General features: G+C 63.9%; 23 protein-coding genes and 1 tRNA gene. 11 read left to right on the top strand and 13 right to left on the bottom strand.

Annotation, left to right across the window (positions count from 1 at the left end; all coding sequences use genetic code 11):
• Positions 1-36 precede the first annotated feature (36 nt).
• Positions 37-699, bottom strand: coding sequence for an ABC transporter ATP-binding protein (locus MLD63_RS12500; protein ID WP_255330239.1), 663 nt, complete (start codon positions 697-699; stop codon positions 37-39).
• A complete protein-coding gene (locus MLD63_RS12495; RefSeq protein ID WP_255330238.1) occupies positions 696-2,171 on the bottom strand; it encodes a KpsE/RkpR family capsule polysaccharide export protein in 1,476 nt (491 codons plus the stop codon). The genes MLD63_RS12500 and MLD63_RS12495 overlap by 4 nt, the downstream gene beginning before the upstream one ends.
• A gap of 96 nt (positions 2,172-2,267) precedes the next feature.
• Here MLD63_RS12495 and MLD63_RS12490 point away from each other — a divergent pair, with 96 nt between their 5' ends.
• Positions 2,268-3,143, top strand: a complete 876-nt coding sequence (locus MLD63_RS12490; protein ID WP_439957661.1) for an ABC transporter permease — start codon at positions 2,268-2,270, stop codon at positions 3,141-3,143.
• A gap of 4 nt (positions 3,144-3,147) precedes the next feature.
• Here the strand turns inward: MLD63_RS12490 and choV are convergent, their stop codons facing one another.
• The 3 genes from choV to choX form a co-directional block, all read right to left on the bottom strand.
• Positions 3,148-4,176, bottom strand: coding sequence for a choline ABC transporter ATP-binding protein (gene choV / locus MLD63_RS12485; protein WP_255330236.1), 1,029 nt, complete (start codon positions 4,174-4,176; stop codon positions 3,148-3,150).
• Positions 4,173-5,021, bottom strand: coding sequence for a choline ABC transporter permease subunit (gene choW, locus MLD63_RS12480; protein WP_255330235.1), 849 nt, complete (start codon positions 5,019-5,021; stop codon positions 4,173-4,175). Before choW ends, choV begins: the two co-directional genes overlap by 4 nt.
• 76 nt (positions 5,022-5,097) lie before the next feature.
• Positions 5,098-6,039: a choline ABC transporter substrate-binding protein gene (choX, locus tag MLD63_RS12475; protein WP_255330234.1), complete on the bottom strand. Its 942-nt coding sequence runs from the start codon at positions 6,037-6,039 to the stop codon at positions 5,098-5,100.
• Between the two features lie 83 nt (positions 6,040-6,122).
• Here choX and betI point away from each other — a divergent pair, with 83 nt between their 5' ends.
• From betI to betA, 4 genes are read left to right on the top strand one after another with little or no spacing between them, the layout of a single operon-like run.
• A complete protein-coding gene (betI, locus tag MLD63_RS12470; RefSeq protein ID WP_255330233.1) occupies positions 6,123-6,689 on the top strand; it encodes a transcriptional regulator BetI in 567 nt (188 codons plus the stop codon).
• Between the two features lie 8 nt (positions 6,690-6,697).
• The gene (betB, locus tag MLD63_RS12465) at positions 6,698-8,137 is read left to right on the top strand and encodes a betaine-aldehyde dehydrogenase (RefSeq protein WP_255330471.1); all 1,440 of its coding nucleotides are present in this window, start codon (positions 6,698-6,700) and stop codon (positions 8,135-8,137) included.
• The gene (locus MLD63_RS12460; RefSeq protein WP_255330232.1) at positions 8,124-8,777 is read left to right on the top strand and encodes a glutathione S-transferase family protein; all 654 of its coding nucleotides are present in this window, start codon (positions 8,124-8,126) and stop codon (positions 8,775-8,777) included. Before betB ends, MLD63_RS12460 begins: the two co-directional genes overlap by 14 nt.
• Positions 8,774-10,414, top strand: a complete 1,641-nt coding sequence (gene betA, locus MLD63_RS12455; protein ID WP_255330231.1) for a choline dehydrogenase — start codon at positions 8,774-8,776, stop codon at positions 10,412-10,414. Before MLD63_RS12460 ends, betA begins: the two co-directional genes overlap by 4 nt.
• A gap of 188 nt (positions 10,415-10,602) precedes the next feature.
• Here the strand turns inward: betA and moaA are convergent, their stop codons facing one another.
• Positions 10,603-11,610: a GTP 3',8-cyclase MoaA gene (moaA, locus tag MLD63_RS12450; RefSeq protein ID WP_255330230.1), complete on the bottom strand. Its 1,008-nt coding sequence runs from the start codon at positions 11,608-11,610 to the stop codon at positions 10,603-10,605.
• A gap of 117 nt (positions 11,611-11,727) precedes the next feature.
• Between moaA and MLD63_RS12445 the strand changes: the two genes are divergently transcribed.
• Positions 11,728-12,255 carry a hypothetical protein gene (locus tag MLD63_RS12445; RefSeq protein WP_255330229.1) on the top strand — a complete coding sequence of 176 codons (528 nt, stop codon included), beginning with the start codon at positions 11,728-11,730 and terminating at the stop codon, positions 12,253-12,255.
• 29 nt (positions 12,256-12,284) lie between these two features.
• Here the strand turns inward: MLD63_RS12445 and MLD63_RS12440 are convergent, their stop codons facing one another.
• The 5 genes from MLD63_RS12440 to thpD all read right to left on the bottom strand — a co-directional run bounded on the left by MLD63_RS12440 (position 12,285) and on the right by thpD (position 16,568).
• Positions 12,285-12,818: a hypothetical protein gene (locus tag MLD63_RS12440; protein WP_255330228.1), complete on the bottom strand. Its 534-nt coding sequence runs from the start codon at positions 12,816-12,818 to the stop codon at positions 12,285-12,287.
• A 168-nt stretch (positions 12,819-12,986) separates the two neighbouring features.
• Positions 12,987-14,321 (bottom strand): trigger factor, encoded by a 1,335-nt coding sequence (gene tig / locus MLD63_RS12435; protein ID WP_255330470.1) that lies wholly within the window; start codon positions 14,319-14,321, stop codon positions 12,987-12,989.
• Between the two features lie 23 nt (positions 14,322-14,344).
• A tRNA-Leu gene (locus MLD63_RS12430) sits at positions 14,345-14,429 on the bottom strand.
• Between the two features lie 296 nt (positions 14,430-14,725).
• Complete coding sequence (locus tag MLD63_RS12425; protein ID WP_255330227.1) at positions 14,726-15,580, bottom strand: NAD(P)H-hydrate dehydratase; 855 nt, start codon at positions 15,578-15,580, stop codon at positions 14,726-14,728.
• Between the two features lie 43 nt (positions 15,581-15,623).
• A complete protein-coding gene (gene thpD / locus MLD63_RS12420; RefSeq protein ID WP_255330226.1) occupies positions 15,624-16,568 on the bottom strand; it encodes an ectoine hydroxylase in 945 nt (314 codons plus the stop codon).
• Between the two features lie 493 nt (positions 16,569-17,061).
• On the opposite strand from thpD, the gene MLD63_RS12415 reads away from it, so the two are divergent.
• The 4 genes from MLD63_RS12415 (at position 17,062) to MLD63_RS12400 (ending at position 20,098) form a co-directional block, all read left to right on the top strand.
• Positions 17,062-17,400, top strand: a complete 339-nt coding sequence (locus tag MLD63_RS12415; RefSeq protein WP_255330225.1) for a P-II family nitrogen regulator — start codon at positions 17,062-17,064, stop codon at positions 17,398-17,400.
• A gap of 78 nt (positions 17,401-17,478) precedes the next feature.
• A complete protein-coding gene (gene glnA, locus MLD63_RS12410) occupies positions 17,479-18,885 on the top strand; it encodes a type I glutamate--ammonia ligase (RefSeq protein ID WP_255330224.1) in 1,407 nt (468 codons plus the stop codon).
• Positions 18,886-19,024: 139 nt separating this feature from the next.
• Positions 19,025-19,510 (top strand): peptidase associated/transthyretin-like domain-containing protein, encoded by a 486-nt coding sequence (locus tag MLD63_RS12405; protein WP_255330223.1) that lies wholly within the window; start codon positions 19,025-19,027, stop codon positions 19,508-19,510.
• Between the two features lie 12 nt (positions 19,511-19,522).
• Positions 19,523-20,098, top strand: a complete 576-nt coding sequence (locus tag MLD63_RS12400) for a ferric reductase-like transmembrane domain-containing protein (protein WP_255330222.1) — start codon at positions 19,523-19,525, stop codon at positions 20,096-20,098.
• Positions 20,099-20,133: 35 nt separating this feature from the next.
• Here the strand turns inward: MLD63_RS12400 and MLD63_RS12395 are convergent, their stop codons facing one another.
• Positions 20,134-21,201 carry an alkene reductase gene (locus MLD63_RS12395; RefSeq protein WP_255330221.1) on the bottom strand — a complete coding sequence of 356 codons (1,068 nt, stop codon included), beginning with the start codon at positions 21,199-21,201 and terminating at the stop codon, positions 20,134-20,136.
• A gap of 101 nt (positions 21,202-21,302) precedes the next feature.
• Entirely contained in the window at positions 21,303-22,337 is a 1,035-nt protein-coding gene (gene trpS / locus MLD63_RS12390; protein ID WP_255330220.1) for a tryptophan--tRNA ligase, read from the bottom strand.
• Between the two features lie 74 nt (positions 22,338-22,411).
• Between trpS and MLD63_RS12385 the strand changes: the two genes are divergently transcribed.
• Complete coding sequence (locus MLD63_RS12385; protein WP_255330219.1) at positions 22,412-23,113, top strand: rhomboid family intramembrane serine protease; 702 nt, start codon at positions 22,412-22,414, stop codon at positions 23,111-23,113.
• The last annotated feature ends 13 nt before the right edge of the window (positions 23,114-23,126 follow it).

Below are 23,126 nucleotides of genomic sequence, written 5' to 3'. Positions count from 1 at the left end.
TCGCGCCCAAGCGGTGGCGGAAGCTGGCTCGTCGCGTCAACCTGCCTTGCGCATGTTGACCATATGATGGTCAATTGCCTCTTCAATATCATGGAAATAGGTTAGTTTGCCCTTTTCGAGCACCGCACCGGCCTGGCATGTCTCGCGCAACATGCCAACGCTGTGAGACACCACGATTGCCCCGGCATGTTCCATGCGTGCGTAGAAGACGCGGTTCGACTTCTCGCGGAATGCCGCGTCGCCGACCGCCGTCACCTCGTCCACGAGATAGGTGTCGAAAGGCACGGCCATCGACACGCCGAAAGCCAGTCGTGCCCGCATCCCGGACGAGTAGGTGCGGAAAGGCAGATAGAAATGCTGTCCGAGTTCGGCGAAACCTTTCACGAAGTCCGACATCTCCTTGGTGTCGACCCCGTAGATGCGTGCAACGAATCGTGTGTTCTGCTCGCCCGTCAGTTCAGCGTTGAACGAACCCGCAAATCCCACTGGCCAGCTGATCGTCCCCGTAGACAGGATCCGACCCGACGTCGGCAGCATCGTGCCCGCGATCATCTTCAGAAGCGACGATTTGCCCGCGCCGTTCCGACCCAGCAAAGCCACTGATACATTGGTGGGGAAGACCGCGTTGATATCGTCCGCGACCGTCTTGCGGCGACCGTTCAGCACATAGGTCTTCGTCAGTCGATCGAGTCTGATCATCGCCGGTCGCGCATGCTGTAGTAGGTCAGCACTGCGATGATCCAGATGAGCATCAGGAAGCCGCCGAGAATCCCGATCAGCTTGGCTTTTTGTGGGTATTCCGGGCGGTCTGCCAATGTTGGACGCACGTAGGCCGCCAGATAGCGAGATTGCCGCTGCGCTTCGGCCAGCGCACTGTCGTAACTTGCCCGCGCTGCGAGATAGGCACGTTCCGCGAATTCACGATCGACAACCAGCCCTTCGTATTCGCCAACCAACTCGGACAGCTGCTCGCCTTCGGTTGTCTCGGAGCCGAATTTGAGGCGCTCTTCGTCGATCTGCTGGCGGATCACATCGACCCGCAGCTGGCTCTGTTCGATGCGCGGATCGTTCGGCTGCGCATTCGACCGCAGCACGCCCAGTTGGATGAGCGCTTCGGCAAGCTGTTGTTGGAGCCCTGCCAGCACACCCGCCTGACCGGCCACGTCGGCCGTCGGATCGACGATCTGATGGGCATTGCGGAAGGCGGTCATCGCCGAGCGTGCCTGCCGTAGTCTTTCTTCGGCGACGTCCAGTTCCTCGCGCGAATAGCGGATCGTATCCTCGCGCGCGACGTCGTTGATCGCGTTGATCATCGCCGAGCTTTCGCTGAGGATCGCTTCGCCGATCTTCTGCGAATCGGCCGGATCGAAGGCGAGAATGCGCAGGTCGATCATGCCGTTATCGTAATAGACGCGGACCTTGTCTTCCCACGCGTCAATCAAATCTTCGAGTGAGGAGTCACCGCGATAAGAGAAGATCGGATCGTTTTTCGGCTTTGACCAGATGGCGCGCAGATCAAGTTGCTGATCAATGCGCTGCACCAGCTCATGGCTCTGAATGTACTTGTAGAGAATGTCCGTGTCGCTGCCTGAACTGTTGCCAAGCCCGGCCATTTCTCCAAGCCCGCCTAGCAGTTCGGCCGCTGCAGGAGCGGACTCGCTGCGCACCGAGAAGCCTAGATAGGAGGCATATTGATCCGCCGCACGTTGGTAGAGGTACCACGCGGCAACCAGAACAGGGATCAAGACGAGGATCAGGAACGACAGTGCGACGCCGATATGGCGCAGCCCGAGCCTGGCGCGTGATGCGGGCGGTGCGACGGGGGCATGCGCGACCTGCGCGGCGCCTGGCGGGCGCGGCTTAGCAGGCGCACCCGGCCTTCCCGGCTGAGCGGGCGCAGGACGGTTTGCGACTCCCGGCTGAGCGGCGCGGGCCGCCTGTGCGGCGGGTCCCGCCTGGCGCGGCGCGACGTTTGACGAAGCCGCTTGTGCGGGGGTGGCGCGCGTGCGTCCTGCCGCGCCCTCGGATTCGGACGTCGCCGCGATCCGCGGCTTGTTCAGAAACGCCGGTCGCTGGTTTTCGGCTGGTGTTGCTCCGCCGTTGTCCCGATCTTGTTGCGGTTGGACATCACGGGGCGATGCGGCATTCGGGGTGGGCGTGGGGCCGGCCATGCGTGCCGCCTGTCTGTTGATCTCTAAGCCGCACTCATACATAAGATGGCGCACCATTGCCAGCGTGTCCGCGCAGGCCCTGCTTCACGATCGGTCATGTCCACAACCGAGACACCACCCCCATCAATTGCGGCGATTCCGCCCTTTCCAAGGGTCGCTGCCAGCAAGAATAGGGCCACGCCGACACTGCGTCCGGTGACGCGTCGGCGCAGCTGGGGCAGTGGCCGGGCTATCGGCGCCCTTGTCCTGCGGGAAATGTCGACGAGCTACGGACGGGTATCCGGCGGCTATTTGTGGGCCATCGCCGAGCCGGTGGGCGGGATCATGATCCTTGCCATCATCTTTTCGCTCGGTTTCCGCAATCCGCCGATCGGGACCAACTTCGCGATCTTCTATGCAACGGGGCTGGTTCCGTTCCTGTTCTATTCGGACATCTCTCAGAAGCTGTCCCAGGCGATTCAGTTCTCTCGTTCGCTACTGGCCTACCCAGCCGTCACTTTCATGGACGCCATACTTGGCCGGCTGTTCACAAACGTCGTGACTCAACTTCTGGTGGCATACATCGTTTTCGCCGGCATCACGCTGACGATGGAAACCCGGACCGATCCGCAACTGCCCGAAATCGCCCTAAGTCTGGCGATGGCCGGAGTGTTGGGGCTGGGGATCGGGGTTCTGAACTGCTTCCTGTTCACCGGTTTTCCGTGGTGGCAGAAGGTGTGGATGATCCTCAACCGGCCATTGATGATCGCGTCCTGCGTCATCTTCATGTTTGATACAGTCCCGCAACCGTGGCGTGACTGGCTTTGGTGGAACCCACTTGTTCATGTGGTGGGGCAGATGCGAAAGGCGTTCTATCCCAGCTATTCTGGCGACTATGTCAGCCCTGCCTACGTTTTCGGGGTCGGATTGATCTGCCTGACGTTGGGTTTGACGCTGCTGTTGCGCTATCACCGGGACCTGCTGAACGGCTGACCGTTTAGCCTACGCTGCCATTCCCCGACAGCGTCGCCAGCGCGCGGGCGCGAGACACGCAGCCTCCGCCTTCAAGTGCCACGCGATCAGCGTCGCACAGTCGTTCCATCACAGCGCGCAAGGGCGTATCGCGCGGGATGGGCTGTCCGGCGACATGGTCACCATCCTCGGCAAGGTCTTCTGCGGTCAGCACGTTCAGCGGATTCATGTGGGCCACGAAGTCCGCGACGTACTCGCTGGCCGGATTGGCGATGATCTGCCGCGCCGTACCGGTCTGGACGATTCGCCCGCCCTCCATCAGCGCGATCCGGTTTCCCAGCTTGAACGCTTCGTCCAGATCATGGCTGACGAAGACGATGGTCCGGCGTGTCCGACGCTGCAGGTCCAGCAATTCGTCCTGCAGACGGGTGCGGATCAGCGGATCGAGCGCGCTGAATGGTTCGTCCATCAACAGGATCGGCGCGTCGGTCGCGAAGGCCCGGGCCAGCCCCACGCGTTGCTGCATCCCGCCCGACAGATCGCCGACCTTGCGGTCGGCCCATTCCGAAAGGCCCACGATATCGAGCTGACGTTCGACAGCCTGTCTGCGCACAGAGGCGTCCTGCCCAGCAAGCTCCAGTCCAAGACCGACATTGTCCCGGACAGTCCGCCACGGGAGCAGACCGAATTGCTGGAAGACCATCGCCACCGTCTTCAACCGCAGATCACGCAACCCGCGCTGACCCGATCCGGTGACCGAGACCATCTTGCTGCCGTCCCAGACCCGAACTTCTCCGCGGCAGACGCGGTTCAGGGCGTTGACCCCCCGCAGAAGCGTCGACTTGCCGGAACCCGAAAGACCCATCAGTACGACGATCTCTCCCTGCGCGACGCTCAGCGAACAATCGTGAACGCCCAGGACCTGACCCGTCTTTGCCTTGATTTCGCCCCGGCTCAGCCCCTGATCCATCAGGGGCAGGGCGGATCGAGGCTTGTCGCCGAAGACGATGCTGACCCGGTCGAACTCGACGGCATTCGGTGCAGTTTCGCTCATTTGCGTCCCTCCAGCCGCAGCATCCGGTCAAGCATGATCGCGACGATGACGATCACGAAACCTGATTCGAAACCGAGTGCCGTGTTCACGCTGTTCAGCGCGCGGACCACGGGGACGCCGAGGCCCGATGCCCCGACGAGCGCCGCGATCACGACCATCGACAGCGACAGCATGATTGTCTGGTTCAGACCGGCCATGATCTGCGGCAGCGCGCTTGGCAGTTCGACCTTCCACAGAAGCTGGCGCGGCGTGGCGCCGAAGGCCGTCGCGGCCTCGATCAGCGGTTGCGGGGTCGAACTGATCCCGAGTTGCGTCAGCCGGATCGGCGCGGGTAGCACGAAGATCACGGTTGCCAGCAGCCCCGGAACCATGCCGATGCCGAAGAAAACGATCGCCGGGATCAGGTAGACGAAGGTCGGCAGCGTCTGCATGAGGTCCAGAACAGGTCGCATCCAGGCATAAAGCCGGGGTCGGTGGGCGACGGCGATTCCGATCGGAACGCCCACGGCCATGCAGACGACACAGGCCGACAGCACGAGCGTCAGCGATTCGAGCGTCTCGGTCCAATATCCCTGGTTCAGAACGAACAGCAGTCCAAGCGCGACGAGCAGGCAGGTTGTCCAGCGTCGCTGCAGAAACCAGGTCAGCGCCACAGCGCCGACGATGAAAACAAAGGGATGAGGTGCTTCAAGCAATGACAGCACGGTGCCGATCAGCGCCTCCATCGCGGTGGAAAGCGCATTGAAGATCCAGGCGGCATTCGAATTCAGCCAGTCGAACGCCGATTTTGCGACTCGCCCGACCGGGATCTTGTTATCGGTGACAAGCGCGGTCAGTTGCTCCATGCGTGATCCGTTTTCCTGTCGTCGTTCAAATTCTTGGTCGGGCAGGACACCAGCGGCGCCCCGCCCGCATTTTCGATCAGCTTGCCAGCGCTTCGTCCAGCGCAGCCTGCGCATCGCCGCCATCGACGGTGGTGACGCCGTCCAGCCAGCCTGCTGCGGCATCGGGATTGGCTTTCAGCCATTCGGTCGCGGCGGCGTCGGGTGCTTGGCCGTCGTCCAGGATCGCGCCCATCACCTCGTTCTCCATCGGCAGGGTGAATTGCAGGTTTGTGAGGAACTTGCCGATATTCGGGCAATCTTCCGAAAGTCCGGCGCGCGTCACGGTATGAACCTCCGCCCCGCCAAGATTGGGGCCGAAGACGTCGTCGCCGCCTTCAAGATAGGTCAGCTCGAAATTGGCGTTCATCGGATGAGGCTCCCATCCCAGGAAGACAACCGGCTCGCCCGCACCGTCGGCACGGGCGACCTGCGCCAGCATGCCCTGTTCGCTGGATTCGATCACCTCGAACGTGCCCAGCCCGAACTTGTCCTCGGCCACCATCTCCAGCAGCAGGCGGTTTCCATCGTTGCCGGGCTCGATCCCGTAGATCTTGCCGTCCAGCGCATCCTTCTGCGCGGCAATGGCGTCAAAGGTCGTGATCCCTGCGTCCGCACCCGCCTTGTTCGTCGCTAGCGTATATTTGGCGCCGGTCAGGTTCACGCGCACGTCCTCAACCGTGCCGGCCTCTCGATAGGGAGCGATATCGGCCTCCATCGTCGGCATCCAGGTGCCGAGGAAGATATCGATGTCGTCGGTCGACAGCCCGGTGAAGGTCACCGGCACGGACAGCACCTTGATCTCCGTCTCGTAGCTAAGGGCATCCAGCACCGTCGTCGCCAGCGCCGTGGTCGCGGTGATGTCGGTCCAGCCGACATCCGAAAAGACCAGGCTACGGCACTCTTCGGATTCCTGAGCGGAAGCGGGTGCGACGAGGCCGGCACTCAGCGCCAGCACCACTGCGATGCGCGATACGGTCATTTCTGTCTCCCGGTTTGTTGATTGAGTGGTCAATTAAAGATATCGTCGATGCAAAGTTCGACATGTCAACACAGGGTGCCGCGATGCCGAAACTTGGCGCAGAGCCTATCCGAAAAGCCGCGTTAATCAACGCCGCCATCGATCAGGTCGGCAGCGCGGGCACCCTTGACGTCACGGTGGCCCAGATAGCACGCGCTGCGGGGGTCTCTCCGGCACTGGCGCATCATTATTTCGGGTCGAAGGATCAGATCTTTCTGGCCGCAATGCGTCATATCATGTCGAATTTTGGTGAATCGGTGCTGCTGGGATTGCCCGGTACCAGCGGACGGCGGCGACTGGCCGTCATCGTCTCGGCCAGTTTCGGGGCGCCGAACTTTCGGCATGAGGTGGTGAGTGCCTGGTTGAACTTCTACGCGCTTTCTTTGGTCAACGATGAAGCTGCGCGGCTGCTGAAGGTCTATCATCGACGCCTTCGGTCGAACCTCATCGTGGCCCTGCGGCCTGTCTCGGACCGGCCCGAGGCGGTGGCCGAAACGCTCGGGGCGCTGATCGATGGCGTTTATCTGCGCGCCGCGCTCAGCCATGCCCCGACCAACGGCTTTGCCGCCGTGCGAATGGTCAACGACTATCTGGACGAGGTATTGACGTGACCCGCGGCCTGATCGCGCAGCCCACGGCGAGCCTTTGGATCGGTGGCAAGCCGGTCGAGGGACAGGGCGCAGAACTTCCCGTCCTCTATCCGTTCACCGGCGAGCCCGTCGCGATGCTGGCCGAGGCGAGCGCCGCGCAAGTGGCCGAGGCTTGTGCGACGGCCGCGAAGGCGCAGGGCGAATGGGCCGCGCTTCCTCCGGTCGAGCGCGGGCGGGTGCTGATCCGCGCGGCGCAGATCATCCGCGAGCGGAACGACGATCTCGCGCGGATCGAGACGCTGGATACGGGCAAGCCTATCCAGGAAACGCTGGTGGCCGACTGGCCGTCGGGCGCGGACGCGCTGGAATTCTTCGGTGGCCTCGCGGCGAGCGTGACCGGACAGCACATCCCGCTTGGCGCGGATTGGGCCTACACGATGCGCGTTCCCCTGGGCGTCTGCGCCGGTATCGGCGCCTGGAACTACCCCAGCCAGATCGCTTGCTGGAAGTCTGCGCCGGCGCTGGCGATGGGCAACGCCATGGTCTTCAAGCCCAGCGAGGAAACGCCGCTTGGTGCGTTGAAACTGGCCGAAATCCTGGCCGAGGCCGGTCTTCCCGACGACGTCTTCAACGTGGTTCAGGGACGCGCGGACGTCGGAGGCGCGCTGGTGGGTGATCCCAACGTGGCCAAGGTCTCCCTGACCGGATCGGTTCCGACCGGACGCAAGGTCTATGCGGCCGCGGCGGAGGGGATGCGCCACGTCACGATGGAACTGGGCGGCAAGTCGCCGCTGATCGTCTTCGACGATGCCAGCCTGGAAGATGCTGTCGGCGCCGCGATCCTCGCCAACTTCTATTCGTCAGGACAGATCTGCTCCAACGGCACCCGAGTCTTCGTCCAGCGTGGTCTGGTCGAAGCTTTTCTGGCCCGGTTGACGGAACGTGTCGAAGGAGTGCGCATGGGCGATCCAATGGACCCCGAGACGCAGCTGGGCCCGATCATCAATCCGGCGCAGGCCGCAAAGATTCGCGCTGCAATTCATGCAGGAACCGAGAGCGGCGCACGGCTGGTCTGCGGCGGAGAGGGCGAGGGCGCGTTCATCCCGCCGACCGTCTTTGCGGATGCCACGGACGACATGACCATCAGCCGCGATGAAATTTTCGGCCCGGTGATGACCGTCCTGTCCTTCGACGATGAGGATGAGGCAATCCGCCGCGCCAATGACACGGGCTTTGGACTGGCCGCGGGCGTCTTTACCCGTGATCTCGCCCGCGCGCATCGCGTCGTGGGTAGGCTTGAGGCGGGGACCTGCTGGATCAACGCCTATAACCTGACGCCGGTGCAGATGCCCTTCGGTGGCGTGAAGATGTCCGGGATCGGACGCGAGAACGCAGCCGCGGCGATCGAGCATTATTCGCAGTTGAAGTCGGTCTATGTCGGAATGGGGGTGGTCGATGCGCCCTACTGAGCCGGTCACGATCTGGGGTCGCGCCGACAGCTCCAACGTGCAGTTGGTCATGTGGGGCGCGGCCGAACTGGGCGTGCCGGTGCGCCGCATCGACGCCGGCCATCGTTTCGGGGGCACCGATACGGCGGAATACCGCGCCATGAACCCATACGGGCGCGTGCCGACCATGCGTGACGGCGATCTGGTGATGTGGGAAAGCGCCGCAATCCTGCGCTATCTTGCCGGCCGCTACGGCGACGGTGGTGCCCTTTGGCCCGCGGATCCGGTCCGGCGCGCACCGGTCGACATGTGGTCCGAATGGGCCAAGCAGACCGGCCCCAGTCTGTTCACCTATCCGATCTTCTGGCAAAGCATCCGAACGCCCGAGGCGCAGCGTGATCACGACAGGATCGCTGCCGATCTGGCGACGTGGGAAGCCGCGCTCGATCCGCTGGCAGAGGCGCTTGAACGTCACCACTACGTTGCAGGCGATGCCTTTTCGCTGGCCGATGTTGCGGTCGGCCATCTGATGTATCGCTGGTTCACGCTGAACATTGCGCGCCAACCGCGCCCCTCGATCGAGGCTTGGTACGACCGTCTCTGCGACCGTCCCGCATATCGTGAGCATGTGATGGTCTCTTACGAGGCGCTGCGCGCATGAACGACGACTCGCACTATGTCATCGTCGGCGCCGGCTCAGCCGGATGCGCATTGGCCTACCGTCTGGTTCAGGCCGGACGGACGGTCACGATGATCGAGTTTGGCGGCACCGATTTCGGGCCGTTCATCCAGATGCCCGGCGCGCTGTCCTATCCGATGAACATGCCGCGCTACGACTGGGGTTATCGCAGCCAGCCCGAGCCGCATCTGGGTGGGCGCAGTCTGGCCACACCACGGGGCAAGGTGCTGGGCGGGTCGTCCAGCATCAACGGCATGGTCTTCGTGCGCGGCCATGCCAGTGATTTCGATCACTGGGCTTCGATTGGCGCTGCCGGATGGTCCTATGCCGACGTCCTGCCGTATTTCCGGCGAATGGAGACCTGGCATGGCGGTACTTCGCCCTGGCGTGGCGACAGTGGTCCCCTGCACATCACGCGCGGCTCGCGCTTGAACCCCCTGTTCGACGCGTTCATCGCCGCTGGTCAGCAGGCCGGCTGGCCGGCGACGAGCGACTATAACGGTGAGCAGCAGGAAGGCTTCGGCCCGATGGAGGCGACGATCTGGCAGGGTCGCCGCTGGTCCGCCGCAAACGCCTACCTGCGCCCCGCGATGGCGACCGGACGGCTGCGGCTGATCCGCGGTCTTGCACAACGGGTCGTTTTCGATGGCGATCGGGCTGTTGGTGTCGAGATCCAACGAGGCCGGGCGACCAAGGTCGTTCGCGCGCGGTCAGAAGTGATCCTGTCGGCCAGTTCGATCAACACGCCGAAACTGCTGATGCTGTCGGGGATCGGGCCTGCCGATCATCTGCGCGATCAGGGTATCGCCGTCCGCGCCGACCGGCCGGGTGTCGGCGCCAATCTGCAGGATCATCTGGAGGTCTATATCCAGTATCGCGCCTCGCAGCCGATCACGCTTTATTCCTATTACAACATGTGGGGCAAAGGCCGCGTCGGTGCTGAATGGCTTCTGCGGCGCACCGGACTGGGCGCTTCGAACCAGTTCGAAAGCTGCGGTTTCATTCGCTCGTCCGATAAGGTGGACTACCCGGACATTCAGTATCACTTCCTGCCCCTTGCGGTCCGCTATGACGGCAAGTCCGCGGTCAAGGGACATGGCTTCCAGGCCCATGTTGGACCGATGCGGTCGAAATCGCGCGGACATGTCCGGCTGGCGTCGGCCGATCCTGCAGCGGCACCAGAGATCCGGTTCGACTACATGTCGCATCCCGACGACTGGGCAGAGTTTCGGGCCTGCATCCGCCTGACGCGGAAAATTTTCGACCAGCCTGCCTTCGATCCTTATCGCGAGGCGGAAATCCAACCCGGCCCGGACGTCCAGTCCGACGCCGAAATCGACGCGTTCATCCGCGAGCACGCCGAATCGGCCTATCATCCCTGCGGCACCGCGCGGATCGGTGCGACCGATGACGAGGCGGCCGTCGTCGATCCCGAACTGCGCGTGATCGGTGTCAGCGGATTGCGTGTGGCAGACAGTTCAGTCTTTCCGCGAATCACGAACGGCAACCTGAATGCGCCGTCGATCATGGTCGGCGAGAAGGCTGCGGATCACGTTCTGGGGCAGGGGATGCTAGAATCGGGCCTGCCGGCAGCAGGGACTTCGGAGGCTGCGGAATAGAGGTTTCGCCCCATTGTCGCGACGCGGATTGACCGCAAGACAATTGCATCGATGCGTGGAATGATTTCCCATCGCGGGCGGGCGAACTGCCGACTAGAGGCTTTGCCTTTGCGGTGATGAGCGTCTTCGCCTTAAGCACCGGCTCACATACGCGCTGATCCGAAAATCGGATCAACGGGCTTCGCGTATCAGCCGCCGGTATGGCTCATGTGACGGGTCATCTGGCCGCCGACCTTCTGACGGGAATAATCGAAGTCGTGGCCTTTGGGCTTGCGCGCGATGGCCGCACGGATCGCATCGCGTACGGGCGCGTCGTCCTCGCTCGCGCGCAGGGGTGCACGCAGGTCAGCCATGTCTTCCTGCCCCAGGCACATGTAGAGCTCGCCTGTGCAGGTCAGCCGAACGCGATTGCAGCTTTCGCAGAAATTGTGCGTCAGCGGCGTGATGAACCCGATCTTCTGCCCGGTTTCCTGCAGGCGGACATAGCGTGCGGGTCCGCCCGTCCGTTCAGCAAGATCGATCAGCGTGAAACGTTCAGCCAGACGTGCACGAAGATCGCTGAGCGGCCAATACTGATCCAACCGGTCCTCTTCGCCCAGATCACCCATCGGCATGACTTCGATGAAGGTCAGATCGTGCCCTTCGGCCTCGCACCAGGCGACCAGATCAAAAAGCTCGGCTTCGTTGAAACCTTTCAACGCGACGGTGTTGATCTTGATCCGCATTCCGGCGCGCTTGGCGGCTTCGATCCCTTTCAGAACTTGCGGCAGCCGTCCCCAGCGGGTGATCGACGCGAACTTGTCGGGATCGAGCGTATCGAGCGACACGTTGATCCTGCGCACACCACAATCGGCCAACTCGTCAGCAAACCGCGAAAGCTGGCTGCCATTGGTGGTCAGCGTCAGTTCGTCCAGTCCGTTGCCAAGATGGCGCGACATCTGACGGAAAAAGCCCATGATGCCGCGACGGACCAGCGGCTCGCCGCCGGTAATCCGCAGCTTGCGGACGCCTAGGCCGACGAAAGCCGAACACATCCGGTCAAGCTCTTCCAGCGTCAGCAGATCGGCTTTGGGCAGGAACTGCATGTGCTCGGCCATGCAATAGGTGCAGCGGAAATCGCAACGGTCAGTGACCGACACCCGCAAGTAGGTGATCGGGCGCGCGAATGGATCGATCAGGGGCGCGGTGTCCAGCATGTCAGGAATGTAGGGGCGTGTCGGGCGGGGCACAAGCCGCAGCTGATCACGCAACCGTCCATGGACCGGGGGAAAACCCGCCGCTAGCCTTCGCGCAACCAGACCAAGGAGCGTTCCATGAATGCCAATCGCCTCGTCCCGATCCTCGCCGCCTCGCTCGCGCTCGGCGCGTGCAGCCAGATGATGCAGCAGGGGACCAGCGCAGCCCGCAACGGCGCCCCGTTGGGAACCACCGCGCCGGAGGTCACGGAAGATACGCCAGAGGCGATTCGCGCCGCCGCCGCCGTCACGCGCGCGCCGGCACCGCGGCCATCTGCGCGTGCGACGGCAGCGCAGCTTGATACCACCACGGCAGAGCAGAGACAGGCCGCTGCAACCCCGGCTACGGCGGCCGAGACGCGGCTCGGCACCACCGTCGCCTCGCTGGGCGACGCGACCCAGCCCGGATTCTGGATTAAGACGCCCTTGGTCAACGAAGCGGGGGTCGGGCGCATCGTCAATCCCGCGAACGGCAGGTCGGCCCAGGTCGATCTGCTTCCGCTGGGGGGGGCGGCCAGCGCTGGCAGCCAGGTGTCGCTTCCGGCGCTGCAATTGCTCGGGATCTCGCTGACTGACCTGCCCACGATCGAGGTCTATCGCTTGTAATTCAGGCGATTCACAGACAGCGGGCGGGGTCAGTCGAAAGCCACCGCCTTGTTCGGTCCAAGCCCGCTCGTGCGGCCTATTTCCCTTAGCGCTTGCGCGACCGGAACATTCAGACGGGGCGGCAACTGGCGCGGCAGCGCGGTCATGCCCGCAAGTCCAAGGACATCGCCGTCATAGATTTCGTCAGCCTGCGGCAAAAGCCGGTCGACGGACGCACAATTCCACTCGCGATGGGCGTCGTCGGCGATCAGAGGTTCGCGCGCACCGGGGATGAACAGGCATAGTTGCGCACCGAAACTGTTAGAGGGACGGATGATCCAACGGCCCCGCATCGCGCGGTCCCGCCGTGGCTGGGCAAGGACGACTCGGCCGTCCGGCGCCAGATAGTAATATTCCGTGCCGACCGGCGGGCTGAACAGTTTCAGCGTTGTGCCAGTCAGAAAGGCCGCGGTCAGCGCCGGATGTGCCGCGAGCGTTGCGGCGCGCTTGTCACCCTCGCCCGGCGGGGCGCCGCAGGCGGACAGGGCGCACAACATGACGGCGATCGTTGCGAAACGAAACATGGGTCGGCCAATTCCTTCGAGGGGCGCGGTACCGCGTGTTCGCAAGCGATATGAGGCCGCCTGTCACGCGTCAAGGACAGGCGGCAGTCCGGACTGCCGGACGACCCAAACAGAAAGGCCGCATCAGCAGGATGCGGCCCTCTTCCATGCGTGTCGCAGGACGCCCGATCAGAGCGTGTCGAGTGCCTCGACCGCCTTTTCCAGATCTTCCTTGCTCACCGTCTTGTCCTCGACCTTCGCGGTTTCGGCGATGTGATCGACGACCTTGTCCTCGAAGATCGGGGCGCGCAGCTGCTGCTGGATCTGCGGGTTCTTCTGGACATAGTCGAAGAACTCACGCTCCTGACCCGGATATTGACGGGCCTGCGTCAGCACGGCCTGGGTCATTTCCTGATCGGTGACCTTCACCTCGGCCTTCTGGCCGATGTCGGCCAGCAGCAGGCCAAGCCGCACGCGGCGCTCGGCCAGCGACTTGTGCTCGTCGGTCGGCTCGATGCTGCCGTGGTTGTGGCCGTGCTCTTCGGGGTGCTCTTCGTGCCACAGCTGATGCGCGATCTGATGCGCCTCGGCCTCGACCAGCGATTCCGGCAGGTCGAATTTCACCTGATCGTCCAGCTGGTCCAGAAGCGCGCGCTTCATCACCGCGCGGCTGGCACCGGCATATTCGGCCTCGAGCCGTTCCGAGATCTGCTCTTTCAGCTTGTCGAGGCTTTCAGCGCCGAATTTCTTCGCCAGCTCGTCGTCGATCTCGGCGGGTTTCGGCTCCTGTACCGCTTTCACCTTGGTCTCGAAAACGGCATCCTTGCCCTTCAGAACCGGGTGACCGTAATCCTCGGGGAAGGTGACCTTCACCTCGATGTCGTCACCGGCCTTGGCGCCCAGAAGCTGATCCTCGAAGCCGGGGATGAAGCTTTTCGACCCCAGCACCAGCGGGTAATCCTCGGCGGTGCCGCCTTCAAACGCTTCGCCGTCGACCATGCCCTTGAAGTCGATGACAACGCGGTCGCCGTCTTTCGCCTTCGAGCCTTTCTTGCGGTCCTCGAAGTTCTGGGCGTTCTTGGCCAGGTTCTCCAGCGCCTCGGTCACGGCCGCGTCCTCGGCCGTCACCGTCAGGCGTTCCAGCTTGATCTTGGTCAGGTCGAATTCCGGGATCTCGGGCAGCGCCTCGTACTCGACGTTGACGACGACGTCGTCGCCTTCCTTCCAGGATTCACCACCCTGCATCTCGACCTTGGGCTGGGTCGCCGGGCGGTCGCCCGAGCTTTCAAGATGGTTACGCAGCGCATTGTCGATCGCCTGCTGCATCGCATCGCCCAGCACGCGCGGGCCGAACTGCTTTTTCAGCATCGCCATCGGGACCTTGCCCTTGCGGAAGCCCTTCATCTCGACCTCGGGCTGAGCCTCGCGCAGCTTCTGATCGACCTCGGCTGCCAGATCGGCGGCGGGCAGGGTGAAGCGGTAGCCGCGCTTCAGACCTTCGTTCTGCGTTTCTTCGACCTGCATCGTCATCCCTTCATCTCGTCATCTGGTGCGGGTGGAGGGACTTGAACCCCCACGCCTTGCGGCGCCAGAACCTAAATCTGGTGCGTCTGCCAATTTCGCCACACCCGCAATATCAAACGGGCGGACCGGGAGGCCCGCCGCGCAAATTCCGCGCCGTCTTAGCAAAGGCCGAAGTCGGGTGCGAGGGGATTCTTGGCACGCGTTCCAGACGGATCGGGCCAGCGCAACGGCAGCGCGCGTTGCGCGGCAATGCTTCGCAACACGCAATTTCCCGTGAGTACGTTTGGGCCAGCAAATGCTGCGTACGACGTGTCACAGCCCGTACACCGGGCGTACACAGCCTGTACACAACCTGTACACAGCTCACGCGCGGTGCTCGCGGCGATTGCGCAACGAAACGGGGTTCAGAGGCCAAGATCGCGGAACAGAGCGGGAATCTGCTCGGGCAGGTCGTCGGCGATCAGGCCGGGACCGAAGCGGCGCGCTGCGGCCGCGTGAAGCCACGCGCCTGTGGCCGCGGCGTCCAGTGGCGGCAGGCCGCGGGCGAGAAGGCCGGTGATGATCCCCGCCAGAACGTCGCCCGATCCTGCGGCGGCGAGCCAGGGGACGTCGAAGGCGGAATGGCGGCGGACGCGGCCATCGGGGTGGGCGATGATGGTCAACGGACCTTTCAGCAGAACCGTCGCGCCGGTGCGCAGTGAAGCGTCCCTGACCCGCGCGATCCGGTCGTCCTGTTCGATTCGTGCGAGGCCGTCGCCCAGGTCAGGGAAGAGGCGGCGGAATTCCCCTTCGTGCGGCGTCAGGACGCAAAGTTCATGGAGACCGTCGAAACCCGCCCGGCTCAGGGCCGAGAGGGCGTCGGCGTCCAGAAGCGTGGTGAGACCCGCATCCAGCACGACAGGAAGCAGGTCGGCCGCACGCTTTATTCCGCAACCGGGGCCGAGGCAAAGCGCGTCGATGCGCGCATCCCGCAGCAGGTCGATCACTCCGGACGCGTCGTCTACGCCGCGTCGCATCAGCGCATCTGGCGGACCGGCATGTTCGATCAGCGAGGATCCCGGCGGGCCGAGCGTGACCAGCCCGGCGCCGACGCGCAGCGCTGCCCGGGCGGAAAGCCGGGCGGCGCCGCCATGGCCGACGCCGCCCGCGATCACCAGCGCATGGCCATGATCGTATTTGTGTCCCTGACCCTTGGTCAGAGCGGCGATGGCGGTCGCGTGGTCGACCCCGTCTGTCGCCGCGTCGCTGTTGCCGGACACCGGCGTTCTCCCTTGGCTGGTTCTGCCCGGTTCTGGGCTGCGGTCAGTCCATTCTGACCCGATCGTGGTGAACGGCAAGCGGTTCGGTCGCGGTTCGGTTCGACAGGAAATCGGGTCGAGGCTTCGACGCCGCGAAAGGCGCCTGCGCCGCGTTCGACACCGCGTTATAGACGAAGAACGCGTTTGAACGCGGGAACGGCGTCACATTCCCGTTCGAGGCGTGGAGCGTGTTGCATTCGAAGAAAATCACCGTGCCTGCCGGTCCGGTCGCCGCATCCAGCCCGGCCTCGGCGACCAGCCGTTCCAGCATGTCGGTCGAGGGAACGCCGGTCTGCTGCTTCTTCAGGCTGGTTTCATGGTTGTCGTCGGGCGTCTCGCCCTGACAGGCGATGAACTGACGGTGCGATCCGGGGATCAGCATCAGCGGACCGTTCAGCGCGGAATTGTCGGTCAAGAGGACCGAGGCCGAGACGGCGCGCATCCGCGGCAGCCCATCTTTCGCATGCCAGGTCTCGAAATCGGAATGCCAGTAGAACTCCTTGCCGGTGAAGCCGGGTTTGTAGTTCAGCCGGCTCTGATGCAGGTAGACCTCGTCGCCAAGCAGGAAGCGTGCCGTATCGGCGAGGCGCGCATCGCGTGCCAGCCGCGAGAAGACCGGGCTGTGATCGTCCAGCCGGAACAGCGTCCGCACCTCGTCTGTGCCGGGCTCGGTGACCAGATCCTCGGGGCGGATTCCCGCGGCGTTGTTGCGGATCCGGGTCGAGGCGGCGATCAGGGTCTCGACCTCTTCAGGGGTGAAGAGATCGTTCCGGATCAGGTAGCCTTTCTGGTCGTAATGATCGGCCTCGGCACGCGAGATCGGTGCATCGGGGGACCAATCGGACCAGATCACAGGGTCGCGGCGCGGCATGGTGTGTTCCGCATCGCGCAATCGGGTGGGGTAATCGTCTTGTGGCGCGACAAGCCTTTCCTCATCGATGAGAGTCATGGTGTTGCTCCGTTTTACTAATGGTTTGCAGTCGCGATGGACCGCGCTGCGATGCCACCGTTCAGGTCTTGGACCAGACGGTGGCGATGGATCCAGGCAAGCCTGCGAGGTTTATGAAAACCGAACCTTATCAAAGGTATTGTGCGCAGAACCTGTTCCAGCGTGCCCCCTACCTCGTGAAGGCGGGGTTCGAATACAACCCTTGCGGGGCGAGGATTAACGAAGATCAGATGGGTGGGCCGTCAAGGGTGCCACCAGATCCGTCCGGCGATTCCGCGTGGCGCGTTGCGGGTCGCCGTCAGACCGTCGATGATGAGATGCGCGCTGAATGCCCGGGTCACGCTTGCATAATAAACGGGCAGAAAGCCGAAAAGTTAGTCATAATTTGCGCGCGAACCGCTTCTATGCTTATCAGCAAGGCGCCTTCCATTGTCCACCGTCCCCAAACCCGCCAATCAGGCTGCAGACAAGCCGCGAGGAAGGATCAGACGCGATGAAGAAGATCGAGGCGATCATCAAGCCGTTCAAGCTGGACGATGTGAAGGAGGCCTTGCAGGAGGTCGGCGTTCAGGGTCTGTCGGTCACCGAGGTCAAAGGGTTCGGTCGCCAGAAGGGGCACACGGAACTTTACCGCGGCGCCGAATACATCGTCGATTTCCTGCCCAAGGTGAAGATCGAGATGGTGCTGCCCGACGATCAGGTCGAGGCCGCGATCGAGGCGATCGTCGGCGCTGCGCGCACCGAAAAGATCGGCGACGGCAAGATCTTCGTCCTGCCCGTCGAGCAGGCGATCCGCATTCGCACTGGCGAAACGGGCGACGACGCGGTCTAAACGTCGCCAGAGTTACGCTTCACGTTTCAGGTCCGGGCCCCTGCGGTCCCGGGCCGCTCTTACGAAGAAAGGGAAGAGATGAAAGTCAAGGATGTCATGGACCTGATGAAGTCGGAGGAAGTCGAATATGTCGACGTCCGCTTCACCGATCCCAAGGGCAAGCTGCAGCACGTCACGCTGATCGTGGACGAGGTCGACGAGGACTTCTTCGAGGAAGGCTTCATGTTCGACGGCAGCTCGATCGCCGGCTGGAAGTCGATCGATCAGTCCGACATGAAGCTGATCCCCGATCCGGCCAGCGCCTATATCGACCCGTTCTACGCCGAAAAGACGCTGTGCGTGCATTGCAACGTGGTCGAGCCCGACACGGGCGAGCCCTATGCCCGCGACCCGCGCGGCACCGCGGTCAAGGCGGAAGCCTATCTGAAGTCCTCGGGCATCGGCGATGCGGCCTATTTCGGCCCCGAGGCCGAGTTCTTCCTGTTCGACGACGTGAAATATGCGGTCACGCCGCAGAAGGTCGGTTTCGAGATCGACGCCGCCGCCGCCGCCTGGAACACCGATTCCGAATACGAGATGGGCAACCAGGGACACCGTGCCGGCCACAAGGGCGGCTATTTCCCGGTCAACCCGGTCGATGAGGCGCAGGACATCCGCGGCGAGATGCTGTCCACGATGAAGCGGATGGGCATCAAGGTCGACAAGCACCACCACGAGGTCGCGACCTGCCAGCACGAGCTGGGGATGATCTTTGGCGGCATGGTCGAACAGGCCGACAACATCCAGAAATACAAGTACGTGATCCACAACGTGGCCCACGCCTACGGCAAGTCGGCGACCTTCATGCCGAAGCCGATGAAGGGCGACAACGGTTCGGGGATGCACGTCAACATGTCGATCTGGAAGGACGGCAAGCCGCTGTTCGCGGGCGACAAGTATGCCGATCTGAGCCAGGAAGCCCTGTGGTTCATCGGTGGCGTCCTGAAGCACGCCAAGGCGCTGAACGCGCTGACCAACCCCGCGACCAACAGCTACAAGCGCCTGATCCCGGGCTTCGAGGCCCCCGTTCTGCGCGCCTATTCGGCCCGCAACCGGTCGGGCTGCGTGCGGATTCCGTGGACCGAAAGCCCGAAGGCCAAGCGCGTCGAGGCCCGCTTCCCCGATCCCTCGGCCAACCCGTATCTGTGCTTTGCGGCGCTGCTGATGGCCGGTCTGGACGGGATCAAGAACAAGATCGATCCGGGCCCCGCATCGGACAAGGACCTCTACGATCTGCCGCCGGAAGAACTGGCGGAAATCCCGACCGTCTGCGGCAGCCTGCGCGAAGCGCTGGAAGAGCTGGAGAAGGACATGGACTTCCTGCTGGCGGGCGACGTGTTCACCCGCGACCAGCTGGAAGGCTACATGGCGCTGAAATGGGAAGAGGTCTATGCCTACGAGCACACGCCTCACCCGATCGAATACCAGATGTATTACAGCGTCTGAGAAGACCGGGACAGGATCAGGGAAAGGGCGCCGCAATGGCGCCCTTTTTCGTACGGGCCGGCGGCTCACGATGTTGTGCCCGCGATCGGGGGCGACCTGCGTTAAGGTTGAGCCTCCCACGCCAGAAGGAGATCGCGCCATGCGCCTGCCATTCCACGATCGCCGCAGCTTCATCCTCGCCACGGGGGTGACGGGCCTTGGTCTCGCTTTGGGCTCCGGACCGGCCCTCGCCGCGCAGGGGCTGCCGCCGACCGAAAGCATGCGTGGCGGGTCGAACAATTATCGTCCGAATGCCCCGCTGGTGGACAGGCTGGGGTCGGGCTTCGTCATGTCAGGCACGGTGCGTCGCGCCGGCGACGGTGCGCCGCTGGAGGGCGTTCGCATCCAGATCTGGGCCGCGACGACGCTGGGCGGCGAGCGCGAGCCGCGCAACCATGGCAGCGTCCTGACCCGCGCCGATGGCAGTTTCCGTCTGGAGATGGAGCAGATCGTGCCAAATTTCGGCCAGCCGCACGCGCATCTGGCCTATGACGACGGCGCCTTCGAAACCGTCTTCCTGCGCCCGGTGATGCCAAGCGCTTCTGACACGTCGCTGTCGGCCGATTTCGTGCTGCAGCCGGTCTGAGCCCGAAACGTCATGGACCGCAGGCTGATCGTCGTTGCGGCGTTCACGCTGATCGCCGTTGCGGTGGCGTTGGCGGCGCGCAGTCCGTATCTGGCCTATCGCGATCCGATCTATATCATCGCCGGGTTCGCGGGGATTATCGGTCTGGGGATCATGGTGATCCAGCCGCTGATGGCCTACAGGCTGGGGATCACGCGGCGGCTGGCCTGGCATCGATGGTTGGGCGCCGCGATTCTTGTCTGCATTGGCGTCCATATCGGCGGGCTTTTCATCACCAGCCCCTACGACACGCTCGACGCACTAACGCTTGCCTCACCCACGCCTTTTTCGGTCTACGGGGTCATCGCCACGGCCGCGGCCATCGCCACGGCCTTGCTGATGCTTGCGCGGCGCAGCCTCGCCTATTCGCGGTGGCGTCTTGTCCATAATGCGTTGGCCGTGGTGATCGTCCTGTCCACGATCATTCACGCGGTCCAGATCGAAGGCGCGATGGAGGTGGCTTCGAAATGGCTGCTGTCAGCCGCCGCGTTGGCTGCGACGGGATACGCGATCTGGCGCGTCCATCTGAGCCGCCGTCGCGCGGGATGAGAGGGTAGGGCGGCGCCAGGCCGCCCCACCGAATATCAGGCTGCGTCGGCGTCCGCGAGGCTCGGGTAATCCGTGTAGCCCTTGGCGCCGCCGCCGTAGAAGGTCTCGGGGTGCTGTTCGTTCAGCGGCTTGCCCTCGCGCAGGCGGGCGGGAAGGTCCGGCGTCGCGATGAAGTCGCGGCCGAAGCCCACCGCGTCGGCGCGGCCTTCCTCGACGATGCGGGCGGCGCTTTCGGGGGTGAATCCTTCGTTTGCGATGACCGGGCCGCCGAAAGCCTCGCGGATGGCGGGCAGCAGGCTGTCTTCGCCTTCATGTTCGCGCAGCATCAGGAAGGCGACGCCGCGGTCGCGCATCGCGCGGGCCACGTAGGTGAACAAGGCGTGCGGATCGCTGTCGCCCATGTCGTGACTGTCGCCGCGCGGGGCAAGGTGCAGCCCGACGCGGTCAGCGCCCCAGACCTCGATCAGGGCATCGATTACTTCGATCAGCAGGCGCGCGCGATTTTCGATCGAGCCGCCATAGCGGTCCTCACGCCGGTTCACGCTGTCCTGCAGGAACTGGTCGATCAGGTAGCCATTGGCGCCGTGCAGCTCGACCCCGTCGAAGCCGGCGGCCTTGGCGCGTTCTGCACCCGCCCGATAAGCCGCGACGATGCCCGGGATTTCCGCCGTCTCGAGCGCACGCGGGGTCACATAGGCTTTCTTGGGCCGAACGAGGCTGACATGCCCCTCGGGTTGAAGCGCACTGGGCGCGACGGGCGTTTCGCCATCGAGGAACATCGGGTCGGAGATGCGACCGACATGCCAGAGTTGAAGGACGATCCGTCCGTCGTTGGCGTGAACGGCATCGGTGATCGTGCGCCAGCCCTCGACCTGATCGTCGTTCCAGATGCCGGGCGTGTCGGCATAGCCGACGCCTTGCGGCATGACACTGGTCGCCTCGGTCAGGATCAGGCCGGCACCGGCCCGCTGAGCGTAATATTCCGCCATCATGGCGTTCGGGACGCGCGTGGCGCCGGCGCGGCTGCGGGTCAGCGGCGCCATCACGACGCGGTTCGGCAGCGTCAGCGCGCCAAGGGTCAGGGGCGTGAAAAGCGTTGGCATGGCATTGTCCTAGTCTGCTTACCCGATCGACCTAAGCCGCCCGGGCGCCCAGACAATTGCGTCGCGCGCATGGCCATCATGCGCCTGCCGCAAGACCGGCGTCAGCGTCGGGTGCTGAGAAGCCCCATCACATCCTTGGTTTCTTCCAGGATCGGACGTGCGATGGCTTCGGCCCGGTCGGCGCCATCACCCAGGATGCGGTCGATTTCGGCCGGGTCCGACATCAGCTCGGACATCTTCGCGGTGATCGGCGACAAAGCCGCGACCGCCACCTCGGCCAGCGCGGGCTTGAAGGCGCCGAAGCCCTGACCCTCGAACCGCGAAAGGATCTGGTCGGGCGTCTCATCGCTGAGCGCGGCATAGATGTTGACGAGGTTCTTCGCCTCTGGCCGGTCTTTCAGCCCGTCCATGCTGCCGGGCAGTGGATCGGCATCGGTGCGCGCCTTGCGGATCTTCTGCGCGATCGTGTCGGCGTCATCGGTCAGGTTGATGCGGCTGGCATCCGACGGGTCGGATTTCGACATCTTCTTGCTGCCGTCGCGCAGGGACATGACGCGGGTCGCGACACCCTCGATCAGCGGCTGCGTGATCGGAAAATGCTCGACGCCGTAATCGTGGTTGAACTTCGCCGCGATGTCGCGGGTCAGTTCCAGATGCTGCTTCTGGTCCTCGCCCACCGGCACCGCCGTCGCGCGATAGGCCAGAATGTCCGCCGCCATCAGCGCCGGATAGGCCAGCAGCCCGAGGCTGGCATTCTCGCTGTTCTTGCCCGCCTTGTCCTTGAATTGCGTCATTCGGTACATCCAGCCGACGCGCGCGACCGTGTTGAACAGCCACGCCAGTTCGGCATGGGCGCTGACCTGGCTCTGGTTGAACAGGACGGAACGCGCCGGATCCACGCCCGCGGCCATGAACGCCGCCGCGGCTTCGCGGATGCGGGCGCGCAGAACCTCGGGATCCTGCCAGACGGTGATCGCGTGCAGGTCCACGATGCAATAGATCGTCTCGGCCTCGCCGCCCTGCAGTTCGGCGAACCGTTTCAGCGCGCCGAGGTAATTGCCCAGCGTCAGGCCGCCCGAAGGCTGGATCCCCGAAAAGATGCGCGGGGTGAAGCGCGAAGTCTGGGTCTCGGTCATCTCTCGCCTGCTTGGAAACGCGGTCGATTTCGCTTATCCGCTGGCCCGGACAGACGCAACCTTGGGGCCGCGCCATGCGTGAAGGCATGCACGAATCGCCGTTCAACAGCCTGCCCGCCGTGGTCTGGTTGCTGGCCTTGCCGGTGATCGCGTCCGAGGCGCTGTTCGCGTTGGGCAGCATTGGCCTGATCGGCGGCGCCGAGGGCGTGGGTCTGCGGCTAAGCGCGATCCAAGCCGCGGCCTTCGCGCCCCAGCAGATCGCCTATCTGTGGTCCACGGGCCAGTTCGAGCCTGCCATCGCCTATCGCCTTCTGACCTATCCGTTCATCCACGGCTCGCCCATTCAGGCGGTGTTCGTCGTCGTCTTCACGCTGGCCCTTGGCAACATGGTGGCGACGCGGCTGCGCCCCTGGTCGATCGTCGCGCTGTATCTCGGCTCGGCCGTCGGCGGGGCGCTGGTCCATACCATCGTCGCGGGTGCGATCGGTGCAGGGCCGCAACTGCTGATCGGCGGCTATCCGGCGGTCTATGGATTGGTCGGCGGCTTCACCTTCCTGCTGTGGACCCGTCTGGCGGCGGAAAACGCCAACCGGTTCCGCGCCTTCACGCTGATCGGCGCATTGCTGGCGTTTCAGCTGATCTTCGCGGTCGTGGCGCGCGACGCGAGCTTGTCCTGGGTGGCCGAGATCGCGGGGTTCGCGACCGGCTTCCTGCTGAGCTTCGTGCTGGTCGATGGCGGCTTTGCGCGTGTCCTGCAACAGTTTCGTCAGCGCTGAGGCACCCGCGGAA

Source organism: Paracoccus albicereus (assembly GCF_024359525.1).
Classification (GTDB): domain Bacteria; phylum Pseudomonadota; class Alphaproteobacteria; order Rhodobacterales; family Rhodobacteraceae; genus Paracoccus; species Paracoccus albicereus.
This window is presented reverse-complemented; position numbering and strand designations above follow the sequence as displayed.

Coding starts and splice junctions, on each gene's coding strand:
- MLD63_RS12385 (WP_255330219.1), top strand. CDS start 22,412: ATGCGTGAAGGCATGCACGAATCGCCGTTCAACAGCCTGCCCGCCGTG.
- MLD63_RS12400 (WP_255330222.1), top strand. CDS start 19,523: ATGGACCGCAGGCTGATCGTCGTTGCGGCGTTCACGCTGATCGCCGTT.
- betI (WP_255330233.1), top strand. CDS start 6,123: ATGCCGAAACTTGGCGCAGAGCCTATCCGAAAAGCCGCGTTAATCAAC.
- MLD63_RS12500 (WP_255330239.1), bottom strand. CDS start 699: ATGATCAGACTCGATCGACTGACGAAGACCTATGTGCTGAACGGTCGC.
- MLD63_RS12495 (WP_255330238.1), bottom strand. CDS start 2,171: ATGGCCGGCCCCACGCCCACCCCGAATGCCGCATCGCCCCGTGATGTC.
- MLD63_RS12440 (WP_255330228.1), bottom strand. CDS start 12,818: ATGTTTCGTTTCGCAACGATCGCCGTCATGTTGTGCGCCCTGTCCGCC.
- tig (WP_255330470.1), bottom strand. CDS start 14,321: ATGCAGGTCGAAGAAACGCAGAACGAAGGTCTGAAGCGCGGCTACCGC.
- choX (WP_255330234.1), bottom strand. CDS start 6,039: ATGACCGTATCGCGCATCGCAGTGGTGCTGGCGCTGAGTGCCGGCCTC.
- MLD63_RS12445 (WP_255330229.1), top strand. CDS start 11,728: ATGAATGCCAATCGCCTCGTCCCGATCCTCGCCGCCTCGCTCGCGCTC.
- choW (WP_255330235.1), bottom strand. CDS start 5,021: ATGGAGCAACTGACCGCGCTTGTCACCGATAACAAGATCCCGGTCGGG.
- trpS (WP_255330220.1), bottom strand. CDS start 22,337: ATGACCGAGACCCAGACTTCGCGCTTCACCCCGCGCATCTTTTCGGGG.
- MLD63_RS12460 (WP_255330232.1), top strand. CDS start 8,124: ATGCGCCCTACTGAGCCGGTCACGATCTGGGGTCGCGCCGACAGCTCC.
- moaA (WP_255330230.1), bottom strand. CDS start 11,610: ATGCTGGACACCGCGCCCCTGATCGATCCATTCGCGCGCCCGATCACC.
- MLD63_RS12490 (WP_439957661.1), top strand. CDS start 2,268: ATGTCCACAACCGAGACACCACCCCCATCAATTGCGGCGATTCCGCCC.
- MLD63_RS12415 (WP_255330225.1), top strand. CDS start 17,062: ATGAAGAAGATCGAGGCGATCATCAAGCCGTTCAAGCTGGACGATGTG.
- betA (WP_255330231.1), top strand. CDS start 8,774: ATGAACGACGACTCGCACTATGTCATCGTCGGCGCCGGCTCAGCCGGA.
- MLD63_RS12405 (WP_255330223.1), top strand. CDS start 19,025: ATGCGCCTGCCATTCCACGATCGCCGCAGCTTCATCCTCGCCACGGGG.
- choV (WP_255330236.1), bottom strand. CDS start 4,176: ATGAGCGAAACTGCACCGAATGCCGTCGAGTTCGACCGGGTCAGCATC.
- glnA (WP_255330224.1), top strand. CDS start 17,479: ATGAAAGTCAAGGATGTCATGGACCTGATGAAGTCGGAGGAAGTCGAA.
- MLD63_RS12395 (WP_255330221.1), bottom strand. CDS start 21,201: ATGCCAACGCTTTTCACGCCCCTGACCCTTGGCGCGCTGACGCTGCCG.
- thpD (WP_255330226.1), bottom strand. CDS start 16,568: ATGACTCTCATCGATGAGGAAAGGCTTGTCGCGCCACAAGACGATTAC.